Origin of the sequence: Pseudomarimonas arenosa (genome assembly GCF_014841215.1) — a bacterium.
GTDB classification, from domain to species: Bacteria; Pseudomonadota; Gammaproteobacteria; order Xanthomonadales; family Xanthomonadaceae; genus Pseudomarimonas; species Pseudomarimonas arenosa.
This window is the reverse complement of sequence record NZ_JACYTR010000011.1, coordinates 1-21,962: the sequence shown is the minus strand read 5'-3', so window position 1 is coordinate 21,962 and position 21,962 is coordinate 1. Positions and strand designations below refer to the sequence as shown.

Here is a 21,962-nt window from a genome sequence, read left to right as displayed (position 1 = left end):
CGAACGGCGGCTCGCAGCAATGCTGCTCGAAAGCCCGCCTCACGCCGCCAGGGCAGAGGGGAGTAATGCGTTAAGCCAAAATTCACCCACACCCATGACCATGCTGCTCCCGATTCCCGATGTACTCAGCCAGGACGACCTGGCCTTCTGTCGTCATCACTTGGCCGATGCACCGTGGGCCGATGGTCGGATCACCGCCGGCCATCAGTCGGCCCAGGTCAAGCAAAACCTGCAGTTGCCGCAGGACAGCGAAGCCGCTCAGGCGATGGGGGCCTTGATTCTCAATCGCTTGTCGGCCCATCCGCTGTTCATCACCGCAGCCCTGCCGCATGAAGTATTCCCGCCGCTGTTCAACTGCTACCGCGAAGGGATGAACTTCGGCAGCCACATCGACAACGCCATTCGCGGTGATGACAAACGCCTGCGCACCGATCTCTCCTGCACCTTGTTCTTGAACGGGCCGGAAGACTACGACGGCGGCGAGCTACTGATCGAGGATTACCACGGCACCCAGTCGATCAAACTGCGTGCTGGGTCGATGATCCTGTACCCCGCCACCACCCTGCATCGAGTGGCACCGGTGACCCGCGGCCAACGCCTGGCCTCGTTCTTCTGGGTCCAGAGCATGATCCGCAGCAATGAGCAGCGGCGTTTACTACTCGATCTCGACGTCGCCATCCAGGGCCTGCGCCGCCGCGCTGGTGAAGCGCCGGAGCTGATCCAACTCTCCGGCGTGTATCACAACCTGCTGCGGCAGTGGGCTGAGGTGTAGTGGCCCGACGCTAAGTTCCGGGGCATCAACCGGTGCGGCGAAAATCGGCGCACATCGATCTCTCCATGAATCGATGTCGTAACTCATTGATTCGCCCATGCCTCGTTTCGCTCCCCTCCCCCTGGTGGGGGAGGGGCCGGGGGAGAGGGGGCGAACAAGGTCAGCATCCCCCTCTCCCCAACCCCTCTCCCGCCGGGGGAGAGGGGCTTTGAATCGCTTCGGTTCAAGGTTCCTGCGGTTTCGCGCAGCGAGACTCGGGGCTACCCAGAATCTCGCTACGCGACACCCTTGGGCAGTCAAAGATCGGCTCCCTAACCCTCCCCAGCCCTCCGCGAACATCGGGGAGGGAGTTCCTGGGCATCAACCGGTGCAGCGAAAATCGGCGCACATCGATCTCTCCATGAATCGATGTCGTAACTCATTGATTCGCCCATGCCTCGTTTTGCTCCCCTCCCCCCTGGTGGGGGAGGGGCCGGGGGAGAGGGGCTTTAGATCGCTTCGGTTCAAGGTTCCTGCGGTTTCGCGCAACTGTCTGTCGATTCGGAAAGATCAGTGGAGCGCCTATCCGGTGAGGAGCGCGGATCAGTGCTCGCGTGAATCAAGCTGCCGCAGGGTCCTACTCAAACCCATTGCCAAACACATGCACCGGATTCTGCAACTGGCCGTTGGCATCGCGGCCGTCCAGTTCGCGCAGGAAGGCCAACAGGTGGCTGCGCTCGGTTGAGCCGAGTGTGTTGACGATTCGGTGCGGCGCGGCGCGGCTCAGGGTGTTCGAAGTGCCGACGGTCAATTCGTCGATCCCCAGCTCACCCCAGTCGGTGCGCTGCAACAGGGTGACGGTGACGGTATTGCTGGCGCCGGCCAGCAGCGGAATATCGTCGAAGCGCATCCGGGTCCATTCGAGGTAGCTCAGCTCACGCGTGAATACGCGGTCGACGGTGGTGCTGCCATTGACCACCAGGCGCAGGGTGCCGGCCATGCTCGGCAATACACGGAGTTCCAGCGAAGCATTGCCGCCACTGCCGCCGTCGACATTGTTGAAGCGCACACCATCGCCCGGGTTGCTGATGCCCTGCACATAGCGGCCATGCGCGCTGCTGTCGGAATTGAACTGGGGAAAATCATCCATGAAGGCGCCGCCCAGCAGCTGCGCTGTCTCGGCCTGTACGATCTGGCCGCCGGCCGCGGTGAACACCTCGTTCAGTCCGGCGGCCGAGCCATCGTGCAAGTAGGGTGCGGTGTCCCAGGCGCCGAGCAGGCTGGGGGTGTCGATCCCGGTCAAACTGGCGCCGAGCCGGCCGCCCGAGCTGTCGCGCAGGGTGCCGACGTCGTGCAGGGTGGCCGTGCCGCGGCTGGAATCGGTGTAGAACTGCTGTGGCCGATGGCAACTGGCGCAGCCGCTGCTCTGGAACACCGCCGCGCCAGCTTGGGCGGCCGCAGTCAGCTCGCCAGTGGCGCTACGCCAGGGGCTCTTCGGCAGGTGGCGATGATCGAGCGAGCTGACATAGGCGGCCAGCTGGTCGAGTTCGGTGGAACGGCCGGCATTGGGGGTGCCCAGCGGCGGATGCGGTGACTCGCCCTCTGCCAGAAAGCCGAGCCCGCGGAACTGATGGACGATGTCGTTGACGAAATCCTGGATCTCGTCAAAGTTTGCCGTCCAGTGCACATTGCCGTGTGCCATGCCGGCGCGACCGTGCAAACTGGTGGTATTGCGCAGGCCTTCGCCGCGCTGGGTGAAGTCCCAGGTGCGGCCATCGTGGCCGCCATCGAGATGACAGCTGGCGCAGGAGATATAACCTTCGAAACCCATCTGATTGGCGCCATCGAGCGCATTGCCGGCAAAGTAGAAGTGGCGCTTGCCGGCCAGTATGTCGGCACCCAGACGTTCGCTGACTCCGCTGGGCGTGCTGCTCGGGGCTGCATCGCGCCGGCCGACGGCAAGGAACTCGCCGAGCGCGAATCGGCTCACGCCCCGGCCAAGAAAGTCCTGGCTCCACAGAGTGTCATTGCTGGCATCCCAGAGCAGACCCTGAGGGGCGGCTCCGGTCGGCAGCCGCCATACGGAGCTGCGCCCGGCACCGGCGCGGATCGCCAGATCATCGAACACGGCGATGGTGTCATTGCCCTGCAAGGCTGCGAAGGCATAATCGCCACGCGGGGTGAATACCAGGGCCGAGGGCGAGTCGCTGTTGTCGATGTCGACCCGCGGTCGTCCGGCACCGTCCAACTCCACACCCGGTTCCCGCGGCGCCCCGGTGCCGGTGATCTGCACCCGCCCCAGCACCGGACGTGTGGTGGTGTCATGGCTGGCAGCGGCATTGAAGCCGCTGCCGAGATCGAAATACTCACCGCGATTGGTATCGGCCTTGATCGCCGTGTACCACAGCCAATCCTGTTGCGGACTTAACACCAGGCTGCTGAGGTAGTTCGGTACTCCGGGGCCATCCGAACCGCCGGCATCCAGGCCATCGACGCCACGATCGCGGCGCAGGCGTATCGTGCGGGTCAGGCTCATGGTGCTGGTATTGATGTCCCAGATCTCACCGAAGTGCTCAGCGGAGATCAATCGGCCGACAAAGGCCCGGCTGCCATCGCCAGAGAGCGCGATGGCGCGGGCGGTTGGGCCGAGCTCGAGCCGGCCGGTTTCGCTTCGAGTAGCGGTGGAATAGCGGATCAACTGCCCGTTGTCGCGATTGCCGGTGCCACGCCGGGCCAGACTGACAAAGGCCCGACTGCCGTCGCGCTGAATGGCGACAGCCTGCGGCGCACTGCCGTAGCCGGTATCGATCGAGGCAAGCAGGCTGCCCGCGCTGCTCAACACCAACACCCGATCAAGATCGCGCGCCGCCACCCAAACCTCACCACTGCTCTGCACCACAGCGACCGATAGCGGATGCACCGAGCCGGTGGCTCCCGTCAGGGCGCGCAGGTCGGCGTGCAGAGACACCGCGCCGGTATCGGCGTTGTAGCGGATCAGGGCATCGTTGTCCGGGTCCACCGCCCATACATAACGTCGGCTTTCATCGAGGCTGATCGAACTGGAGTGGGTCGGCTGCGCTCCGCTGGGCAGGGCGGCCACCGTCAGCACCAGGGTGTCGACGACCACCGAGCGGGTGCCGTCTGGCTTCAGGTCCCGCACCTGCAGCTTGACCTCGAAGTGGCCTTCCGAGTCGAACTGATGACTGGCGCCGGCCGCGCTCTGCCAGCCAGTCGGCGGGCTGCCATCACCAAAGGTGTAGCGATACTGCAGGCTATCGCCCTCGGCATCGCTGGCCATGGCGTTGAAGCTGACCGTCGTACCGGGCGACACCGGGCCGCCATCGGCACTCAGGCTGGCAATGGTCGGCGCTGCATTGCCGCCGCTGGCACTGGCACCGGTGGAAAAACGGAACGAATAGCCCTCGATGCCATTGCCGGCAGCGTCCTTGATGCCGCCGGCCGCCACCACCACTTCATAGGTTGTGTTCGGCTGCAGGTACTCGCGCGGCGTCAGGGTGAGGATGCGATCATGCGCGAACGAGGTCCAGGCATCGACCGGGGCGCCACCGAGCGGACGCAGAATGATACTGGTGCCGTTGACGATGGTGAATGATTCCAGGGTTTCCGATACGAACAGGCTGATCGGCGCGCCGAGCGGAAAGTTGGTTTGCTCTGGCCGCGGCACGTGATAGCCGACGTAAGGGCTGCGCGTATCCGGGCCGGCTTGATGACACCACACGCCGATGCCATCGCGGCCGGGAAAACTGTAGCCGCCACTGATCAACAGATTGCCCAAGGGCAGCAGGTACTGACTGACATCGAGCTGGCCGGCCACGCTGCCAGCCGGGCGTGCAGCACCCACCTCATCGAGTTCCAGCACCGGCCGCAACTGCTCCATGTCGATCTTGTGTCGCCGGGTGAAGACGTACTGATCCTGGGTTTGCAGGTAGGGCACGTTGGAACCGGCATTGAGTGCGGGCGTGCCGGTTAGATCAATGGTCGCGGCGAGGCGCAGATTGCTCGGGTCGCTGTAGTCGACCACGATCATCTCATCCTGATTCGGTCCGCCGACCATCAACAGATAGTTCTCCCAGATCGCCGGGCCCAGATAGCCACCCACGGCGCCAGTCAACTTATCCAGTAGTTGCGGCGCGCGCGGCGGGCTCTCGAACATCGGCGCGATGTCGTAGGCCAAGATGCCGAGCATCGACTGATCGGAGACGATGAACAGCAGATTGCCCATCAGTACGCCGTTGCCGGCGACACCCTGTTCCACCAAGGCATCCCATTCGCCGAGCAGTTGATCGGCACGCCATAACCGCGCAGTTCCCGCTGACGGCGAGTAGTTGATCGGATGGAACGGTACCGCCCAGGGGTAATACAGGTGATGCAGACCAAATGCGCCGGGCGGCGGCAGTTGGATCGATTCGTAGGTTTCGATCAGCGCATCAAAATTGGCATTCACACCCGGCGACACCCGGCGCAGGTAAAACTGCCCACCGCCGGCGTAGTCGCCGACCTTGCTATGGCCATGATTGCCGTGATCGGCAATGCCCGGCAAGGTGGTCGATACCACGCTCAAGGACGTCGGGTCGTTGGGGTTACTGAACAGCCACTCGCGTCGTCCACCGCCGCCGACATCGTTCGAGTACAGCCGGCCATTGTGGTAGATGATATTGGTAGTGCGGTCGTAGCCGATATCGCGATGCAGGAGCTGACCCGGCGTGCAGGTCAGTGCGTTGGGAAAGCCCGGCGCCACCGGCGGCACTTGGGCCAGACAAGTACCGCTCAACGCGAATAGGGATAGCGCAGCGGGTCCAAGGAACCGCGTTTTCTTGGTCTGCATGCCTGCCATTCTCGCCCGATGTCTTCGGCCCCAGTGCCTGGCGCCGAAGTATGTTGCGCTTGGAAATGCCTTGCATCAGCGTCGCGATGGTCGCAGCGCTTGGGCCGACAGAAGGAATACAAAGCGCAATGGATTGCGCTTACGATGATCTTGCGGGAGTGTCGGCGCGCCAAGCCTGGTGATCTGGCGGGCTAGCTCGTCGAGCGATCGCCCTGGCTTGCAGTGGAGCCGCTGGTTGTGAGCGGGTAGCACGCCGGGCTGGCTTCGACAGGCTCAGCCAGCGATGTGGCTGAGTAGAGTGTTAAGGGCTGATTTGCGGCCCGCAGCTTGAGCAGAATGACTTGCTTGCTCTGAGCGATGAACCTGCCAGAATGCAGGCAGACACGCCCCCCCAGGAAAGGAGCTGATCATGGCTCGCTCACCGATCTCGCGGCTGCTGTTCTGTCTCTGCCTACTGATCTCCTCGCAGCTCATGGCCCAGGACGACAAGAACGTCGTGGTGGCCGGCCCCGCCTGGGAAGACCTGCTCGAAGCCGATGGCTCGGGCATGTATTGGGATCTGTTGCACAAGGTCTTCACCGCCCAGGGCTACCAGGTGACCCATAGCGAGATGCCCTGGACCCGGGCCGAATCGATGGTGCAGGGCGGTCGCGCCGACGCCATCATGGGCGAGTACAACGTCGCCTCGACCAAGGATAAGTACCACTTTGGCACCTGGCCGGTCGATCACGATGAAATCACCGTGTTGTCGATGAAGAGCGCCAAGCACGAATGGCATGAAGAGCAGACCTTTGCCGGCAAGCCGGTGGCCTGGGTGCGTGGCTACAACCTCGCGGTGAGGTTACCGGTCGAGGTCAAATTGACCGAGGTCAATGATGTCGAAACCGGGATCAAGATGCTGCAATCGAACCGGATTGAATTCCTGCTCGACTACGAGTGGGATATCGATGCCGCGCTGGAAAATCTGAAGGCCGACCCGGAACCCTTCGAGCGCCACAAGCTCGCTCGCATCGAACCGCTGTACGTCGGCTTCGCGCCTACCGACAAGGGCAAGGCCCTGGCCGAAGCCTGGGACAAGAAGATGGCGGAACTGCATGCTAGCGGCGAGCTGGACAAGCTGTTTCAGGAATACGAGTACGACGCCTATCCCAAGCCTTGAGTGGTGCGTGTCGAAGGGGCCAGTAGGTGGATAGGCAGGGGGGGCCTTGAAGGCTGCTGAAATCGGTCTCAGCGTTCAGCATTCGCTATGCGGTTGCGCCCTTCGGCCTTGGCGCTATACAGCGCTTGATCAGCTCGCTCCAGCAACTCCACCGAGGTTTCCCCGTACAGCCCATGCAGCTGAGCCAGGCCAATGCTGAGGGTGAGCTGGGGGGCGACGCTTGAGTACTTGTGCTCGATGGCCAGGGCCGAGATGGCGGCTTGCATGCGTTCGGCGACCCGTTCGGCCTGTGGAGCGGGCGTGCCGGGCAACAGGCAAGCGAACTCCTCGCCGCCGAAACGGGCGATGAAATCGCTGGGCCGCTTCAGACAGGCATGCAGTGCTCGGGCCGTACGGGCCAGACTGTGATCGCCGGCCACGTGGCCGTAGCCATCGTTGTACTGCTTGAAACAGTCGAGATCGATCAGCAGCAGACTCAAAGGGTCGCCGTCGCGGCAGGCGCTGCCGCACTCAGCTTCGATCCGCTCGATGAAGTAGCGTCGGTTGGCGATGCCGGTGAGGCTGTCCTTGTAAGCAAGGTGCTGCAGCGAATCGGCCTGAAACTTCAAGGCTAGATGGGCGTTGACTCGATGCATCAAGGTCAGCGGATTGATCGGCTTGCAGACGAAATCACTGCCGCCGGCTTCCCAGCAGGCGGTTTCCTCCTCGCTGCCGGCGGTGATGAAGATGATCGGGGTTGCAGCGAATTCGCCTGCTCGCAGCTGACGACAGACGCTGAGGCCATCCATGTCGGGCAGCCTGAGATCCAACAACAGCAGATCCGGTCGATGCTGTAGACACATCTGCAAGGCCTGCTCGCCGCGGCTGGCGATCAGCACCTCATGACGGGTGCCCAGAATGCGGGTCAGCAATTCGGTGAGTTGGCTGTCATCGTCAACCAGCAGCACTCGGCCCGAACGAGGCTCCGATTCGGGAAAAGGAAAATCAACGACTTGCAGGTCTTCGGCCACGTTGATGTCCGATTTGGCGGGCCTACGCATTATGCACGCTCCGTGAGGCTTGCGTGACGGCCGATTTCGTCGCATGTTGGCGGCTCAGCGTCCGAGCGGCGCGGACCGGTAGGGAAGCGGCGTGAATCAGTCCAGCAATGCCTATCCGCCGCTCGCGCAACCCGTTGTGGAAGGCCCGGTGATTTGCAGCGAATCCGATCGGTTTTTTCTTCTGTCACTTGATCTGCTCTGCGTCGCTGGCGCCGACGGACGATTCAAGCGGATCAATCCAGCGTTCATGGAAACCCTGGGCTATTCGGAACGCGAGCTGCTGTCACGGCCATTCATCGATTTTGTTCATCCTGAAGATGTCGCCGCCACCTTGGATGAGGTCAAGAGGCTGAATGCCGGCGAGTTGACCATCGACTTCGAGAATCGATATCGCTGCGCGGATGGCAGCTGGAAGTGGATGTCATGGCGAGCCCGCGCTGATCAGCAAGGAGATCTGTATGCGGTGGCGCGCGATGAGACCGAGCGCCACCGAATCGAGCTGATCAAGCGCGAGTTGATTTCCACGGTTAGCCACGAGCTGCGCACGCCGCTGACCTCGCTGAGCGCGTCGCTGGATCTGATTGGCAACGGTGTGGTCGGCGATCTGGCGCCGCCGATGGAAAAGCTGGTGACCATTGCCCGGCAAAATGCACGGCGGCTGCTGCATCTGGTCAATGACCTGCTCGATCTCGATCGCATCTCGGCCGGCAAGCTCAAGTATCAGTGGCAGGTCGTTGAGCTCTCTACTCTTCTTGGGACGGCCCTGGAGGCCAACGCCAGCTATGCCCAGTGCTATCAGGTGAAGTTTGAAGTATTGGAGCGCTGTGCGCCGATCCTGCTCAAGGTCGACCCGCAGCGTTTGCTGCAGGTGCTGTCCAACCTGTTGTCGAACGCCGCCAAGTTTTCTCCGCAGGGCGGCGTGGTGCAGATCCGAACAGCCCTGCATGCCGGCACTGCGCGGATCGAGGTGATCGATCAGGGGCCTGGCATTCCCGAGGAGTTTCGGCCCCGCGTGTTCGAGAGGTTCGCCCAAGCCGATAGTTCGGACGAGAGAATGCGTGGTGGTTCCGGACTGGGTCTGGCCATTTCCAGAGAAATTACCGAAGGCATGGCGGGGCAGATCGGATTTCAGTCCAGCGACAAGGGGGCCACCTTCTACCTCGAGTTTCCTGCGCAATGCCCGGACGAACCTCCGAGCCTGGTGCGTAACGACTGAACCACTAAGGAAGGTCTGAACAAGTCCATCCTGGACTTTTAAGACGCGCCGAGTTCGGCACCGGTCCGAACTCGTTTCGGCCGCTCCGCGGCGACGTCGAGCTTCGCTCGAATACGCTGATCAAGGATGCTGAAATGAGTCTCAGCATCCTGGAAGCGACATCGCAGCCGGCCTTTCATTGCTCCGACGGGGGGCTGAAAAACCGCTGCAGTGAGCGCTGTAAGTCTTCATACAGGGCAAGCAGCCAGACCGGTGAGGTTCTGCTGGGCAGGGATGTCTGGCGAAAATCCTGCGGCGCGATCAACACCTCGAGTTTGTCCATCCCGATGCTTGCCGCCAGGGTGAACAACTCCTCGGCGGTCGGGTCGCCCATCGCCAGGCAGCCGACCGACACCCGGCTGCCGTGAATCATGATGTCGCCGCCCAAGCCGCTGCGGCCTTCGCGCGCCGCCATTTGACGGTCGAAGGCATTGGGATAGTCGAGCCGCAACGAGACGTGGAAACGACTGTTCGCATTCAGGAAGCTGACCCGATAAAAGCCCTCTGGCACCTGATAATCGCCCTCGCGCAGCTTGGGGCCAGGGCCGCCACTGGCAGCAAGGATCGGATAGCGACGTACGAACTGCCAGCGGTTCTGCTCATCCTGAACATGGAGTTCAAGCGATGCTTGATCCTTGAAGGCCAGCAGGGCAGCGCGCTCGCCCGGCCAACGCACACCGGCCGCCCGATAGTGAACCTGCAACCGTTCCTGCGCCGCCGCGCCAAACTGATCCAGCCGCTGTTCGACAGTGAAGCCGCGCGCCTCAACCGGCCACCAGCCACCGACAGCCATCGCCAGCCCGGCGATCAGCCCGATCAGCAACCCGATCCTCAGCCCGGATATCCGGGCGGGCTGGCGTTTGAACGTCCGCATCGGCCCATCATCCCGCACTCGTTGCGCTGAGTCAGCTGGTGGAGGCGCGCCTTATCCACCCATTACCCGAACCGTAGTGTGGCCCACCGCTGTCGCATCATCGAAGCATGCCCCGGTGGGCGACACGCCCACCCTAGCAGGCTGCTGAGACTCATTTCATCAGCCTGATTTTGCGCGCCACGGACGGCGCGCGCTGAAAACCTGCTGGATGGAGGTCTTTCAGCAGCCTGCTAGTCCACACAACCCAGCAATTTGACCAGGCTCATGCTGCCTTGCCGGGCGGCGAACTCACCGGCCACATCGCTATCATCGAACTGGTAGCTAAGCTCGCCACTGGTGCAGCCGTTCAATCGCACTGTGGCGATGCCAACGCGATGAATATTGGAGGTGGCGCGTTGATCGAAGCGCCCGCCAGTGGAACGGTAGATCGGCACCTGGGCGCCGTTGCTGTCGGCGCCGGCCAGATCGCCCTGCAGCAGGAACCAGTGCTGGGCGGTCTCGTCATCTTCCAGGCCTTCGACATCGTAGGTGAACCAACCGCCGAGCAACACGCCAGGATCGCTGCCATCGGCGCTGGGCGGGCGGATATCGAACAACAGGCCCTGGCCGGAGGTGGCCGGCGTGTACCAGGCGCCGGTCTGGCCGGCCTGGAAGCTCGAGGCGGCGGGTGACGCCGGTTGCGCCGACACTACGCTGCCATCGGCGTTCTCACAGTCGAACACATTGGGGCTGAGTCGGGTGAGTGGCACCACCCCACTGAGGCCGGCCACTTCGCCGCCATCAAACCTATAGCTAAGCAGCAACTCGCTGCAATGGCGAAGCTGCAGCTCGGCGCTGCCCACCCGTTCGGCCTGGGTCATCGGCTCGCTGTCGAAAGCACCGTGCTGATTGCGGTAGATCTGCAGTTCGGCCTTGCCTGCAGCGGTGGGCAGGGCGCCCTGCAAGGTATACCAGCGCAATCCGCTGGGGTCGAAGCTCAGCGGGTCGGCGTAGGTAAACCAGGCCGCCAATAGTTGGGCCTGCTCGACGTTGTAGTCGAGCAACAGGCCTTGACCATTGGTGGCGGGCTCATACCAGGTGCCGCTCAGACCGGCCTGGGCGGTGACCGCCGGTTGCAGCACATCATCCAGTTCGTAGCGCAGCAGCCAGCCGCTGGCATCGTAGACGCGCAGGCTGGCGTCGGCGGCGAGGCTCATGCGTAGCGCTCTGCAGTCGTCGCGACCCTCACAGCCCAATCCGCGCGCGCCAAGCTGTTTGCCGTCTTGCAGAGAGAAGGCGCGCAGAACGCCGCCCTGCGGCCGATCGCTAGCCAGCAACACGCTGTTAAGGGTCTGGCTCACTCGCAGGGTACGCATTCCTGCGTTCTCGGCATTGCGATCCTGCTGTTGCCACAGGGTATCGCCGCTGCCGGCGTCGAGTCGCATAAGCCTGCTGCTCAATCCGCCGTCCAGCGACTCCTGGATGAAAAGGGCAATTTGCTCACCGTCGGTGTGAAAGGCGAATGCCGGGTTGCCGACCGCGCCCGAGGCCGGGTGGACATCATGTGCCAGCGGCGCATTGAATTCGCGCAGCCAGCGCAACGATCCGTTGTGAAACGCAGCCAGGCGATGACTCTGGTTGTGCCAGCTATGCACCAGCTGCGTGCCATCGCTCAGGGTTTCACTGCGTAACAGTACACCACTGGCAAGCCCGCTAGCGAATTGGCCGAGCAAGGCGCCCTGCGCATCGTAATGCGCCAGTTTCAACTGGCCATTCACCGATCCGGCATACAGGGTGATCTCGCCGCCACTGCCGAACTGCGCCAGCACATTGGGCCCTTCGATGGCGAATTCGCCACTGCGCGCCAGCTTGCCGAGTCCAGTGAAACTCAGGGTTCGGCGCTGCACGCTCTGGCCATCGGCACTGATCTCGACCCGCTTGAGCTGGGCCTCGCTGCAACCTGCGCATTCGGTTTCGATCGCCAGCACGCGATTGTCGGATAGCAGAGCGTAGTCGCTGGCAGGCACGGCGGCATCGTCGGCTAGAAGGGCAGGGCTCAGGCCGACTACCGGCGTGCCGTCATCGCGCGAGTAGCACTGCACATGCGAACTGGTATCGATGGAAAAGATGACATGGATGCGCTTGTAGCGCATCGGCCCGATGCAAACGCGATCGTGATTGCCCAGCAGCCGAGCTTGTGAGTCCGCCGTCTTGCTGAACGCCGAGCTGATGATTTGCACATGGCCCGATTCGGGCTGATAGCTCCGTGACCATTGCAAGTCGCCTTCGGCATTGAGCAGTTTGACCTCAACCTGACCTGCACCTAGCGCGACGCTGGCGCTGTCGTTGCCCAAGCTGGCTGCGGTCAATGGTTCCTCACGTTCGAGCGTCGGCAACTGTAGGGTGAACTTGCTTCGCAACACGCCATCCGGGCCCCAGCGATTGATATCACGGAATAGGCTGTCGTGGTCGACACTCCCCATGACCAAGGACCCGTCGGGCAGTACCGTGCTGAGGGTGAATGGGTCGATACTGGCGGCGGTTTCGAGCAGCTGGTTGCCATCCGAATCGAGCAGGCGGACGACCTCCGGATAGGTGAAGTGTTCGAAACTGGGCCACAGCAAGTAGGCAAAGTTTGGCGCCGCCGTTTGCGGCTTGCCGCCAGCGTCGTCTACCAGCGCTGCCACCATGCCTGATTGTTCCAGGCGCGACCAGCGCAGCGAGCCATCGCCATTCAATACCCCGAACGTGGTTGGGCCGTGCGGTGCCTGCAGCGAGGGCTCATGGCTCATGAACAGCAACCGATCCTCGGCCAGCAAGCGAATCTGCAGTTCGGTCACCAAGGGCAGTTCGGGAAACTCGCGTTGCCAACGCAGCTCACCCTCGGGGCTGTAGCGGGCAACGGTCAGCACGCCCTGAAAGCTGAATTGGCCATCGACCAGGCGCACGCCGGCCACTAAGGCATCGCCATTGGCGGCGACCACGGCGCGTAGCATGAAGGTGGAATCACCCTCGAAGGTCTTGCTCCACACCAGCTGCTCGCGATCGACACGGGCGATGGTGTCGACCCGATTGTGGCGGTACAGCACATAGGCCGAGGCTGAATCCGGCATCGCCGCCGTGGCATACACCAAGCTGCTGGCATCGAGGCTGGGCAGGGCGGCTGAGCGTCCATCGCGTTGTACCCGCACAGCGTGACTGCCGCTCAAATACAGCCCTTGGCCGCCATCCAGCACATCGCCATTCAAGTCGGCAAAGCACAGGTCGCGGGTGATGCTGAAGCCCGACTCGAGCGTGATCTGTCCATCTTCGTTAAGCACATCGATGCGACAAAGATTCTGCTCGCCGCCATAAGGCGGGTAGGCAAACCGGCTGCCGCCGAGATTGACCAGTTCCCAGGCCGCCGGTCGCTGCGGATCCGCTGCCAGGCGGTGGCGCGAGAGTGGCTGATCGTTCTGATCGAAGCGCAGCCATTGGTCACCGAGTACGGCGATATAGCCCTGCTCTGTGCCCAGTACACGTTCGATGCGGACATGGTTGATGCTGGGCTCCGGTGCGGCCGACCATTCGGTGGCCTGCGCACTGGCGTAGATCAAACTCAACGCAATCGCGCCCATGCTGTTCTTGGCGCCCATTCTTTGTCTGGTTTTCATGGCTATTCCGATTCTGTTGGCTGGCAACCTCATTGCGATTACTCAGCGCAACCCAATAGTTTGATCAAACCCATCTGTCCTTGTCTCAGGCGGAATTCGCCGGCCACATCGCTATCATCGAACTGGTAGCTAAGCTCGCCACTGGTGCAGCCGTTCAATCGCACTGTGGCGATGCCAACGCGATGAATATTGGAGGTGGCGCGTTGATCGAAGCGCCCGCCAGTGGAACGGTAGATCGGCACCTGGGCGCCGTTGCTGTCGGCGCCGGCCAGATCGCCCTGCAGCAGGAACCAGTGCTGGGCGGTCTCGTCATCTTCCAGGCCTTCGACATCGTAGGTGAACCAACCGCCGAGCAACACGCCAGGATCGCTGCCATCGGCGCTGGGCGGGCGGATATCGAACAACAGGCCCTGGCCGGAGGTGGCCGGCGTGTACCAGGCGCCGGTCTGGCCGGCCTGGAAGCTCGAGGCGGCGGGTGACGCCGGTTGCGCCGACACTACGCTGCCATCGGCGTTCTCACAGTCGAACACATTGGGGCTGAGTCGGGTGAGCGGGACGGTGCCGCGTTGACCTGCCAACTCCCCATCATCAAACCGGTAGCTAAGGATCAGCTGGCTGCAATTGCGCAACTGCAATTCAGCACTGCCCACGCGCTCGGCAGGGGTGACCGGCTGGTCATCGAAAGCGCCGTACCGATTGCGATAGATTTCAAGTTCGGCACGCCCGGCGTTGGCAGCGAGGCTGCCCTGCAAGGTAAACCAGCGCAGGCCGCTGGCGTCGAACAGATCGGCTTCGGCGTAGGTGAACCAGGCGCCGAGCAGCTGTCCTTGGCTGGCGTTGTAGTCCACCAACAGACCCTGACCATTGCTGCCCGGTTCATACCAGGTGCCGGCCAGCGCCGGCTGCCCGGTGCGCGCCGGTTCGATACTGTCGTCCAATTCGTAGCGGGCCAGCCAGGCACTCTGATCGATCACCCGCAGACTGCCGTCGTCGGCAACCCACGTGGATTCGATGGCGCAGCCCTGGCTGCCCGGACAATCGAGGCTGCGCGCGCCGAGCAAGCGGCCATCAGCCAATGAGCGCAGCTCCAGCACACTGCCGCCCGGACGATCGCTGCTGATCAGGGCGTGACCGGCGGCGACATCCAAAGCCAGACTGCGCACGCCCATGCCCTCGGGCAACGATGCATCGACCTGCCACAGGGGTGCACCGCTGCTGGCATCAAGCAGGGAAGTGACAGCCACGGTTCGGCCCTCCTCCACACGTTGTTCCAGCAGCAGGATGTGATTATCTGCAGTGACGAAGCGGAGAGCCGGAATAAAGCCCTCGCTTGACTGCTGCGAGCCCAGCGCCAGAGGTGCGTACCATTCACGCTGCCAGCGAATCTGTTGGCCCTCCAGGCCGAGCAGGCGATGGCGTTCACCCTGCAGGCTATGCAGCACCAGCTTGTCTGGCCCGATCGCCTGCGCGCGCAGCAAGTTCTGTGCAGGCACAGCAAAGTTCTGCGAGGCGATCAGCTGGCCGTTGCGGTCGAAAGAGGCCCACTGCAGCGCCCCACCGGCCGCACCGAGCAGGATGACAAAGCTGCCATCGGCGGCGAACACCGGCAGCACATTGTCACCTTCATAACCATACGGTTGGCGATAGGTATTGGTCAGGCCTGGAAACTGCAACACGCGCTTGGCCACTTCGCCTCCGTCGGCGCTGATCGTGATCAGGTTGAGTTTGGGGTCGGCGCAGGGCTGACCGCATTCACTTTCAATCAGCCGAACCTGATTTTCAGCAGACAGATGCAGGCCGCGGGTGAGATACAAACTCACGACTCCTGGCAGCTCGTCGTAGCGATAGGCCAATGCTCCGTCCTGGCGCGCGTAGCAAGCGATGGCGATCGGCGTGGGATAGGCGCCGAGAAAGAAGGGTTGGGCGTAGCGTATCGGGCCGAGGCAGACGCGGTTGGCATTGCTGGCCAATGGCACGCTTGATTCCGAGGCCAGTGAGAACGAACTGGGGTGATTGCGGATAGTGAATTCCGGCTGCAGATCGGCGTTCCATTTCAGATTGCCATCGGCGTCCACGGCTTCCAGCAGCAGCAGGTTGTTCTGACCGTAGCTCAGTCGCAGGCTGTCATCGCCGAGCAGTGCCGAGCGCAGGTGGTGGAACTCGGTGAAAGGGGACAGGTCTTCGGCCAACTGGTTGGAAATCAGCACGCCGCGGGCTGTCCAGTGTCGCACGCGTACGCCGACCGCTTGCTCGAAGTCGGCCACCACCAGTGAGCCATCTCTCAGTACAGCACTGCGAGCGGCCGAATTGATCTCGACATCGGTGTCGAGCAGCAACTCACCGCCACTATCCAGTAGGCGGATTCGATCGCGTGGCAGCGTCTCGCCGCTGGTTGGCGGTCGCAACACGTAGGCAAAGGTCGGGCTGGCCAGTTGCGGGTTGCTGCTGGCGTCATCGACGAAGCGCAGGAACTCGCCGCCACTGATTCGATCGGACCAGAGTAGTTCGCCCTCGGCATCAAGAGTGCCAAGCCGGCTGGGGCCGTTGAGCGATTCCAGCGCTCGGAACAGTAAGCGGCCTTCGCTCAACACGCGCAGCTCCACCGACACGGCCGAACTGATTTCGCTGTATTCGCGCTGCCAGCGCAGGCTGCCGTCGGGGGCGTATCGCGCCAGCACAATGGGGCCCGACCCATCGGGGCCAATCCGAATGCCGATCAGCATGGCATCATCGTCGGGCAGGCTCAGCACCTGCCGCATCGACACGCCCTCGGCGATTGGCTGAGACCACAGCAGACGGCCTTCCTGCAGGCGCGCCAAGGTGTCGATTTCGCTGTGCCGGTATAGCGCATAAGCCGATGGTGACTGCGCAGCGGAAGCGAGGTCGAAGACGCGCGCGCTGTCATCGACCATCGGCAGTGCGATGGCGCGGCCATCGGCCTGTATGCGCCAGGCCTGCCGGGTATTGGTGCGGGCCAGCCAGACGCCACCAGCACTATCGCGCCTGCCACCCTCCACCACGAACTGACAGTTACCGGAGTCGGCCGGAAAGCGCGACTGCAGCACGGCTCGACCGCTCGTATCCACCACGTCAAGTCGGCAATCGCCGCTATCGGCGTCCAGATACACCGGATAGGCGAAATGTCCTCCGCCGAGGTTGATCAGGGCATCCTCCAGCGGCCGATTGAGTATTGCCGGAACGATGTGTTGGGCCTTGATCTGATCGGCCAGACTGAGTTCAACCCAGGGTAGATTGCGCGAGCGCATAGCTAGCAGATAGCCATCTTCCTGCGCCAGCACCCGGTCGACGCCGGGGAAGTCCAGCATTTCCGCCGGCGGACGGAACTTCCATTCGGCCGCTGTGCTGGCCGTGGTCAACAAGAGGCCGCTCACGCCGACTGCCAGGAGTCGCGCTGTCATGTTGCGCATATCGTTTCTCCGATAAATTGATCCGGATGCTTGGTGCTTGAACATCTTGTCCAACTGCAAGCCCCGCAAACCCGGTACTGGCCCGTACTCGCCGGACCTCTAGTAATCAGCTGACTTGTTGTTGGTTGTCACTGCGTGTCGGCCTGCCTAGGATGACCGGGTCAGTGAAGAAAAAGTTCAAACAATGGGTAGAGTTTGTGAATAATGTCGCTTCGATGAGGCCGAGCTCCGGGCGCCGGTTGCGGCAGCTGCGCAGTCTTGGCCTGAGTGCGGCTGCCGTCTATCTGCTCACGGCGATCCTCGTGCAGGCCCTGCACCCACGGTTTGATTGGCTACAGGCACCGTTGAGCTTCTATCTGTCCGGTCCGAACGGGGTCTGGCTACAAACCGCCTATGGCCTGCTGGCTTTGGCCATCGGCGGGCTGGGCTGGGAGTGTGCCCGCCTTAACCGGCAGCATCGCGCAAATGCTGTCGCCGCTTTGCTGTTCCTGATCGGCAGCATCAGTCTTGTGCTTACTGCTCTGTTCCCGGGCGGCTCACCGGAACATGTGGTTTCGCCCGACATGCATCGCCTGCACGGTTGGGCGGCGCGTGCTGCGTTCTATGCCACCGGCCTGGGACTGCTGCTGCAGGGCGTACTCGACTGGCGCGAAGGCAGCCGAGTGCTGCTGCCCTTGGCGATGATCACCCTTGGCCTGCTGGCGCTCAGCCAACTCGCGCCCGGCCTGCCGCGCGGCCTTGGTCAAAAGATCGCCATTGCCGCCTACCTGATCTGTCTGGCCTGGATGGCCTGGAGCTTGCCGATGCGGGCTAGCAATTGGCAACAATGAGCTATGGGTTGCGCGATCACTCGATATCAGAGCTGCAACCGTCGAGCCGGCGCAACGTCTTCGGATTGAATTCCCCTATCGCACTGGTCTGTTCGACCTGGCTCGCAAGTCTGCGCCTCAAATAGCTGCAGCAGGTGGTCGGCGTAGGCAGCAAAGGAATCCACTCGAGCGCACTGCGGTGGCAGGGACACGGGTCCAAGATGGCTGAGCCCGCGCCCGCCAACGACAATCCGGGTGGCCGACGGGAGTTGCTTTGCCAACGCATGCGTGGCGGCCGAGAGCTGATGAGATGAGATTTCGCTCGCGAAACTGAGGGCCAGGACTCGGGGCCGTGATCGTTGACTCAACTGCGCGATATCCTCGATCGACAGCTCGACGCCCAAGCCGAGAGAGTTTGCCCCACAGGCACAGGAGATGAAATGTGCGAGCAGTGCGCCGATGCTGTGTCGCTCGGGCGCCAACGTGGCGACAAACACCCGCAGCTCCACCATCGGCGGTTTGGGCTGTGCAATCCTGCTGGAAAGCTCTTGCTGGAGTACAGCCATAAACAGGCGCTCGCGAACTCTGATTTCCATCGAGCAAGTGTTGGAAAATAGCTCGATAACGCAAGGGCGTACCACATGGTCGGAGAATTCGGCTGGCGAACGCCTCTTGAGGGAATCGGCCACCAATCCGGCAATGGCCGAATAGTTGAGACTCCGGGCCGCCTCACACAAGGGCGCAACCTCAGGTAACTGGCGCATGTCGGCGCGCCGCTTGCTCGCCAGCAGCTTGGCCAACTGATGTGTCGGGTAGGTGACGGCGTCACCGATGCGGATCAAGCAAGCGCTGAATCAATCAGTCAGTGCCATGGCCTCAATCGTATGCGACATCCAAAGCGTCTCGGAGCGTGTGCTGGAGTCCGCAACTGAAGTGTCCTCTGGAAGCGATGAGTTGAGTTCGCGCACTGAACAGCAAGCCGCCTCGTTGGAAGAGTCTGCTGCCAGCATCGAAGAGGTTACATCGACGATTCGAAGCAACTCAGAAAAGCTGCAGGACACCTCACGCCAATCAAGTGGCGTGCGAGAGGAGGCCCACCTCGGTGGACAAGTGGTTGGCGAAGTTGTCTCGGCCATGCACTCCATTGCCGACAGCAGCAAGAGGATTGCCGAGATCATCGGCATGATAGATAGCATTGCGTTTCAGACCAATCTGTTGGCACTCAACGCCGCAGTTGAAGCGGCTCGCGCAGGCGATCAGGGGCGCGGCTTTGCTGTGGTGGCAGCAGAGGTGCGCACGCTGGCCAAACGCAGTGCCGATAGTGCCAAGGAGATTCGCGGCTTGATCGACGAATCGAATGGTCGAGTCGGCGCTGGTGTCGAGCGATCCGAGCTCGCCAAGAGCAAACTTCAGCAGATCTTCAAGGCGATTGAACGCGTCGACGTGCTGGTGGCTGAGATTACTGCCAGCAGTCTTGAGCAGCGAACGGGGATAGAGGAAATCAATCGGGCCATCTCGCAGATGGATCAGTTCACACAGCAGAACAGCGCATTGGTTGAAGAAAGTGCTGCATCGAGTAGGATCTTGCAGCAGCTGGCGCAGCAGTTACTTGATCAGGCTCACCGATTCAAGACCTGAGCTTGGCTGACTCCGATTGCCCGGCCAACGCGTGAGCGCCAGCGTCGGAAAGTGGCCGTAAAGTGTGCGGGGAGTCGGATGATTCACCAGTGCCGATTCAGATGGCGCCGGTTCTGTTCGAGTCGAGTCGACGAAACTCACCGGGCGTTGCCCCGGTCCAGGTCTTGAATGCACGCAGAAACGAATTGCTGTCGCGAAAACCGAGTAGAAAGGCGATCTCGCCTGGCGCCAGGGGCGATTGGCTCAGGTAGCGTTTAGCCAGTCGTTCCCGCGTAGCATTGAGCAGGTGTTGAAAGCGCAGGCCTTCGTCGGCCAGATGCCTCTGCAGGGTGCGCGGGCTGAGTGCGAGGCGATTGGCAACGCTTTGCACATTGCTCTCTCCGCTGGGCAGCAATTCGATCAGCACGCTTTCCACCTTTTGCTGCCAGCTGGCCGACTGCTGCAGTTCGGAAAGGCGTTGGTTGAGATTGGGCTCCAGGAAATCCCAAAGCGCCGGGTTCTCAGTGAGGAACGGTCGCGCCGCGTCGCTGGCTGCAAAGGCCAGCTCGGGCAACTCGCCGCGTTCGATGCGCCTGCCGAAGTAGCTGGTGTAGGGATCGAGGGTGTCTGGCAGCGCTGGCATGCATAGTCGACGCGGTACGATTGGCTGACGCGTGGCCAGGCGTGCCAGCTGGGTGAAGAACACCAGCTCGGTGGCGACGAACACCGTAGGCATGGCAAGGTCGTAGCCCTCACAGCGCAGACGCAATCGGGTCTCCTGTTCATCGCGCTGAATTTCGATGCGCATCGGACAGATCAGCCGCTTGTACTGGGCGATACGCTCAAGGGCGACGTTAAGGTTGGGGCTGCAGCCCGCTGCCACCAGCGGCGGGGAAAACATCTCGAAACTGAGCGAGTCGCCGATCAACAGTGGCAGTGGGCGCGGCAGCTGGGCGCTCAGCGTCTCCACGCTGATCCAGAGGCGAAAACAGTCGTCGATACTGAGCTGGGCCTGCTGCCGAGCGAACAGGTCAGACGGCAGCTGCGCATGTTTGAGCACCAGCTGCGGCGACAGGCCGATATCAAGCAAGAGCAGCTGCCAGCCCGGTTCAATTGCAAATGCGTCAGCCCGCTTCATCGTGGAGCTACTTAACCATAGACATCACTGCGCGGTCGAAGATTCGATCGCCAAGCCATTTGCGGATGAATATCATCGGCCTGGCGTAAAGGCCGCCGACATAGCGGGTGGCTGGACGTCGCGCACGCAGCGCTTTCAGCAGCAGATCGACAATCACCTGCGGCCGCGACGCTTTGCTGCTGGCATAGGTTTCGCCAGTAGCCGTGGCCAGCTTGTTTGCCAATCGGCCATAGGCACCGTCGCCCGAGCGCTGCAACATCGGGCCGACCATCACATCGCCGAACTCAGTGGCGATGGCGCCGGGTTCGATCACCACCACATCAATGCCAAACGCCTTCAGTTCCAGTCGCAGGCAGTCCGACCAGCCCTCCAGTGCATGCTTGCTGGCGTGGTACCAGCTACCCAGCGGCATGTAGACCTTTCCGCCCATCGAGGAGATGTTGATGATTCGGCCGCGACCGCGTGCGCGCATGGCCGGCAACAGCAGCTGGGTCAAGCGGGCCAGGCCGAACAGATTCACTTCGAACTGGTAGCGGGCGTCGTCAATGGCGATGTCTTCCATCGCGCCGTACAAACCTAGCAGGATCTGCAATAGGTTGCTCCCCCCCCGGTGAGTCAGAGCCTTGACTGATGTTGCGCCGGTGGGCCGCAGGCTCACCCTGCGAACTCGGCGTTGACGTTGGGCGTTATCGTAGGGTGGGCGTGTCGCCCACCGTCGCGGCCTTCAACTCTTGCGATGATGTTTGATCTTGTACCGGTGGGCCACAGGCCCACCCTACGAACTCGGCGTTGACGTTGGGCGTTGCCGTAGGGTGGGCGTGTCGCCCACCGTCGCGGCCTTTGATTCTTGCGATGATGTTTGGTCTTGTGCCGGTGGGCCGCAGGCCCACCCTACGAACTCGGCGTTGACGTTGGGCGTTGCCGTAGGGTGGGCGCGCCGCCCACCGTCGCGGCCTTCAACTCTTGCGATGATGTTTGGTCTTGTTCCGGTGGGCCGCAGGCTCACCCTGCGAACTCGGCGTTGACGTTGGGCGTTATCGTAGGGTGGGCGTGTCCCACCGTCGCGGCCTTTGATTCTTGCGATGACGTTTGGTCTTGCGCCGGTGGGCCGCAGTCCCACCCTACGAATTGCGGGGCGACGTTGAAGTGGCGGGCGTGCCGCCCACCGCTCGCGACACTTCGCGTTCGATTAATCGCTGCGTTAACAGCCTGTCGGACTTGATCAGCACTCATGGTACAAAGTTGCCATGAGCAAATTCATCGTCGTAGACCACGCGCAAGCGTTACTGCTACCTCCCGACTTGCGCGAGTGGGTGCCGGAAGATGATCTGGTGAACTTCGTCATCGAGGCGGCGCGTCGGGTGCCGGTGACGAAGTTCAAGGTGAATGTTCGGGGCACTGGGTCGGCGCAGC

13 protein-coding genes are annotated in these 21,962 nt (G+C 62.3%); 5 read left to right on the top strand and 8 right to left on the bottom strand.

From position 1 onward, the window contains the following. Nucleotides 1–100: 100 nt before the first annotated feature. Nucleotides 101–772 (top strand): Fe2+-dependent dioxygenase, encoded by a 672-nt coding sequence (locus tag IFO71_RS07820; protein WP_192029076.1) that lies wholly within the window; start codon nucleotides 101–103, stop codon nucleotides 770–772. Between the two features lie 616 nt (nucleotides 773–1,388). On the opposite strand, the gene IFO71_RS07815 is transcribed toward IFO71_RS07820, so the two are convergent. Then, the gene (locus IFO71_RS07815; protein WP_192028996.1) at nucleotides 1,389–5,597 is read right to left on the bottom strand and encodes an Ig-like domain-containing protein; all 4,209 of its coding nucleotides are present in this window, start codon (nucleotides 5,595–5,597) and stop codon (nucleotides 1,389–1,391) included. 409 nt (nucleotides 5,598–6,006) lie between these two features. Between IFO71_RS07815 and IFO71_RS07810 the strand changes: the two genes are divergently transcribed. After that, nucleotides 6,007–6,756, top strand: coding sequence for a substrate-binding periplasmic protein (locus IFO71_RS07810; RefSeq protein ID WP_192028995.1), 750 nt, complete (start codon nucleotides 6,007–6,009; stop codon nucleotides 6,754–6,756). A 68-nt stretch (nucleotides 6,757–6,824) separates the two neighbouring features. Here IFO71_RS07810 and IFO71_RS07805 read toward each other — a convergent pair whose 3' ends face one another. After that, the gene (locus IFO71_RS07805) at nucleotides 6,825–7,796 is read right to left on the bottom strand and encodes a GGDEF domain-containing response regulator (protein WP_192028994.1); all 972 of its coding nucleotides are present in this window, start codon (nucleotides 7,794–7,796) and stop codon (nucleotides 6,825–6,827) included. A 91-nt stretch (nucleotides 7,797–7,887) separates the two neighbouring features. On the opposite strand from IFO71_RS07805, the gene IFO71_RS07800 reads away from it, so the two are divergent. Continuing rightward, nucleotides 7,888–9,012 carry an ATP-binding protein gene (locus IFO71_RS07800; protein WP_192028993.1) on the top strand — a complete coding sequence of 375 codons (1,125 nt, stop codon included), beginning with the start codon at nucleotides 7,888–7,890 and terminating at the stop codon, nucleotides 9,010–9,012. Nucleotides 9,013–9,187: 175 nt separating this feature from the next. On the opposite strand, the gene IFO71_RS07795 is transcribed toward IFO71_RS07800, so the two are convergent. The 3 genes from IFO71_RS07795 to IFO71_RS07785 form a co-directional block, all read right to left on the bottom strand. Then, on the bottom strand, nucleotides 9,188–9,925 hold the full coding sequence (locus IFO71_RS07795) for a L,D-transpeptidase family protein (RefSeq protein WP_192028992.1): 738 nt from the start codon (nucleotides 9,923–9,925) through the stop codon (nucleotides 9,188–9,190). A 230-nt stretch (nucleotides 9,926–10,155) separates the two neighbouring features. Beyond that, a complete protein-coding gene (locus tag IFO71_RS07790; RefSeq protein WP_192028991.1) occupies nucleotides 10,156–13,557 on the bottom strand; it encodes an outer membrane protein assembly factor BamB family protein in 3,402 nt (1,133 codons plus the stop codon). Between the two features lie 38 nt (nucleotides 13,558–13,595). Then, on the bottom strand, nucleotides 13,596–16,976 hold the full coding sequence (locus IFO71_RS07785) for a PQQ-binding-like beta-propeller repeat protein (protein ID WP_192028990.1): 3,381 nt from the start codon (nucleotides 16,974–16,976) through the stop codon (nucleotides 13,596–13,598). Nucleotides 16,977–17,200: 224 nt separating this feature from the next. On the opposite strand from IFO71_RS07785, the gene IFO71_RS07780 reads away from it, so the two are divergent. Then, nucleotides 17,201–17,815: a DUF998 domain-containing protein gene (locus tag IFO71_RS07780; RefSeq protein WP_192028989.1), complete on the top strand. Its 615-nt coding sequence runs from the start codon at nucleotides 17,201–17,203 to the stop codon at nucleotides 17,813–17,815. Between the two features lie 26 nt (nucleotides 17,816–17,841). Here IFO71_RS07780 and IFO71_RS07775 read toward each other — a convergent pair whose 3' ends face one another. Next, nucleotides 17,842–18,636: a hypothetical protein gene (locus IFO71_RS07775; protein ID WP_192028988.1), complete on the bottom strand. Its 795-nt coding sequence runs from the start codon at nucleotides 18,634–18,636 to the stop codon at nucleotides 17,842–17,844. On the opposite strand from IFO71_RS07775, the gene IFO71_RS07770 reads away from it, so the two are divergent. Next, the gene (locus IFO71_RS07770) at nucleotides 18,626–19,432 is read left to right on the top strand and encodes a methyl-accepting chemotaxis protein (RefSeq protein ID WP_192028987.1); all 807 of its coding nucleotides are present in this window, start codon (nucleotides 18,626–18,628) and stop codon (nucleotides 19,430–19,432) included. The genes IFO71_RS07775 and IFO71_RS07770 overlap by 11 nt on opposite strands. 97 nt (nucleotides 19,433–19,529) lie before the next feature. On the opposite strand, the gene IFO71_RS07765 is transcribed toward IFO71_RS07770, so the two are convergent. Next, complete coding sequence (locus tag IFO71_RS07765) at nucleotides 19,530–20,549, bottom strand: helix-turn-helix transcriptional regulator (RefSeq protein WP_192028986.1); 1,020 nt, start codon at nucleotides 20,547–20,549, stop codon at nucleotides 19,530–19,532. 7 nt (nucleotides 20,550–20,556) lie between these two features. Further along, a complete protein-coding gene (locus IFO71_RS07760) occupies nucleotides 20,557–21,141 on the bottom strand; it encodes an SDR family NAD(P)-dependent oxidoreductase (protein ID WP_225444480.1) in 585 nt (194 codons plus the stop codon). Nucleotides 21,142–21,962: the final 821 nt, after the last annotated feature.

Excerpts from the sequence above, each read along its gene's own strand:
- IFO71_RS07820 (WP_192029076.1), top strand. The coding sequence starts at position 101 with ATGCTGCTCCCGATTCCCGATGTACTCAGCCAGGACGACCTGGCCTTC.
- IFO71_RS07815 (WP_192028996.1), bottom strand. The coding sequence starts at position 5,597 with ATGCAGACCAAGAAAACGCGGTTCCTTGGACCCGCTGCGCTATCCCTA.
- IFO71_RS07810 (WP_192028995.1), top strand. The coding sequence starts at position 6,007 with ATGGCTCGCTCACCGATCTCGCGGCTGCTGTTCTGTCTCTGCCTACTG.
- IFO71_RS07805 (WP_192028994.1), bottom strand. The coding sequence starts at position 7,796 with ATGCGTAGGCCCGCCAAATCGGACATCAACGTGGCCGAAGACCTGCAA.
- IFO71_RS07795 (WP_192028992.1), bottom strand. The coding sequence starts at position 9,925 with ATGCGGACGTTCAAACGCCAGCCCGCCCGGATATCCGGGCTGAGGATC.
- IFO71_RS07790 (WP_192028991.1), bottom strand. The coding sequence starts at position 13,557 with ATGAAAACCAGACAAAGAATGGGCGCCAAGAACAGCATGGGCGCGATT.
- IFO71_RS07785 (WP_192028990.1), bottom strand. The coding sequence starts at position 16,976 with ATGACAGCGCGACTCCTGGCAGTCGGCGTGAGCGGCCTCTTGTTGACC.
- IFO71_RS07780 (WP_192028989.1), top strand. The coding sequence starts at position 17,201 with ATGAGGCCGAGCTCCGGGCGCCGGTTGCGGCAGCTGCGCAGTCTTGGC.
- IFO71_RS07770 (WP_192028987.1), top strand. The coding sequence starts at position 18,626 with ATGCGGATCAAGCAAGCGCTGAATCAATCAGTCAGTGCCATGGCCTCA.
- IFO71_RS07765 (WP_192028986.1), bottom strand. The coding sequence starts at position 20,549 with ATGAAGCGGGCTGACGCATTTGCAATTGAACCGGGCTGGCAGCTGCTC.